The sequence below is a fragment of the Oleiphilus sp. HI0079 genome (assembly GCF_001635105.1).
On record NZ_LWFT01001229.1, the window covers coordinates 1 to 1472 of the forward strand.

Sequence of the window (1472 nt, forward strand, 5' to 3'; positions counted from 1 at the left end):
GGATCAAAATGTATTATTCGTTGTATTTCCTGGTGATACGAAGCCGGTAGATGGTCTGGAATTGAGAGAAGAAGACTTACGTTATATTGATGACCAGACACTCTCTCTGCAGGCATTTCAGGAGTATCCAGATTATTTCGATATGCATCAGTGGCGGATACAGAATGAGATCGAACGGCTTAAAAATAACTCTGAAGAGGAGATAGCCAATGGTGCGCCAACCTTTAGTAATGGCACCAAGCAGCTTCACTACAGAAGAAACTAATTAGATTGCGATAGTATTAAACAAGGACAGACTCATGGCCCGCTTTTTAAGGCTTTTGATCATATTTTCTGGAACCCTGCTCGCGACTGGCGGGGTTTTTGCTGAAGAAAAGTCTTCGACGGATAAAGCGCGTGAAGCGCTTGCCCAGCAAGGGGAAGACGAGAGTGATACGGCTCAGTTAGAAGAAGTTTTCCAAGCCGCTGAAAAGCGCTACTCGATGTTGAAATCTGGCGGGAAATCGCTGTCTTACTCCTTTAGTTATTCCTATACAGGAGACTCTAGAATCGATCTAGAGGTTACTAACGGCGTTGTCCGTAATTTGGATGTAAATCCTACTGCAACGCACAGCATGACGAACAGTTTCAGCTTCTCGTATGGCATTCTCAATAACGTCACGTTAAGTACCAACGTTCCTTTATCCACTCGTTACGACACGACACGTGAATTATCGGTTACAGATTTTGGTGATATTAGCCTCGGGCTCAGATGGCAGCCATTCTCTTATGTGCCGGGTGCGCCCACAATAACAGTCAATACCTCTTTGAGCACCAAAACAGGGGTTAGCCCTTATGAAATTAACCCGCAACAAAGACTGTCTACAGGTAGCGGAACGTATTCGTTTAGCACTGGTGTTAACGTATCTAAGGTACTCGATCCGGTTGTTGTGTTCGGTTCATTAAGCTCTGGTTATTCATTTGAAGAAAATGGCCTGAATCAAGTCCGAGGCGGGCGGGTTTTGACGTCTGTTCATAATGGGCAAAGTTATTCTCTCTCTGGCGGTTTCTCTTACTCTCTGTCCTACGATACTTCCTTAAGTATTTCGACAAGCATTTCTTATAACAGCGAAACGAACCTTTACTTCGCTGATGGAAGTAATACTGAAACTCAAGATTCGGCTAGTGGTTCGGTAAACATGTCTCTGGGTATTAGGGTTGACCCTACTACGATTATTAACACCAGTTTTGGCTTTGGTCTGACCGAAGATGCTTCAGACTTTAACTTAGGCTTCTCGTATCCGATTAATATCGGTGCGTGGACTTGGTAAGCGATCAAATATTGGAGCTGATGTGAGAGCGCTTACCAAACCAATACAGCGTGCAATGGTTGCGCTGTTTTCCGTGTTGTTGGTTTTTCCGCCCCAGCTTTATGCGCAGGTAGGTAACGGCATCACGATCGATAGTCGCGCGATGTCGCTTGGTAATGCCGT

1 protein-coding gene and 1 pseudogene are annotated in these 1472 nt (G+C 45.0%); both read left to right on the forward strand.

Translation table 11 applies throughout. From position 1 onward, the window contains the following. Positions 1-265 (forward strand): annotated as a pseudogene (locus A3750_RS26500) (peptidase C39); the annotation flags it as partial. 34 nt (positions 266-299) lie between these two features. Next, positions 300-1310 (forward strand): flagellar protein FilC, encoded by a 1011-nt coding sequence (locus A3750_RS21765; protein WP_068453201.1) that lies wholly within the window; start codon positions 300-302, stop codon positions 1308-1310. Positions 1311-1472 lie beyond the last annotated feature (162 nt).

Bases quoted from the DNA above. Each gene is read 5' to 3' on its own strand.
- A3750_RS21765 (WP_068453201.1), top strand. From the start codon at position 300: ATGGCCCGCTTTTTAAGGCTTTTGATCATATTTTCTGGAACCCTGCTC.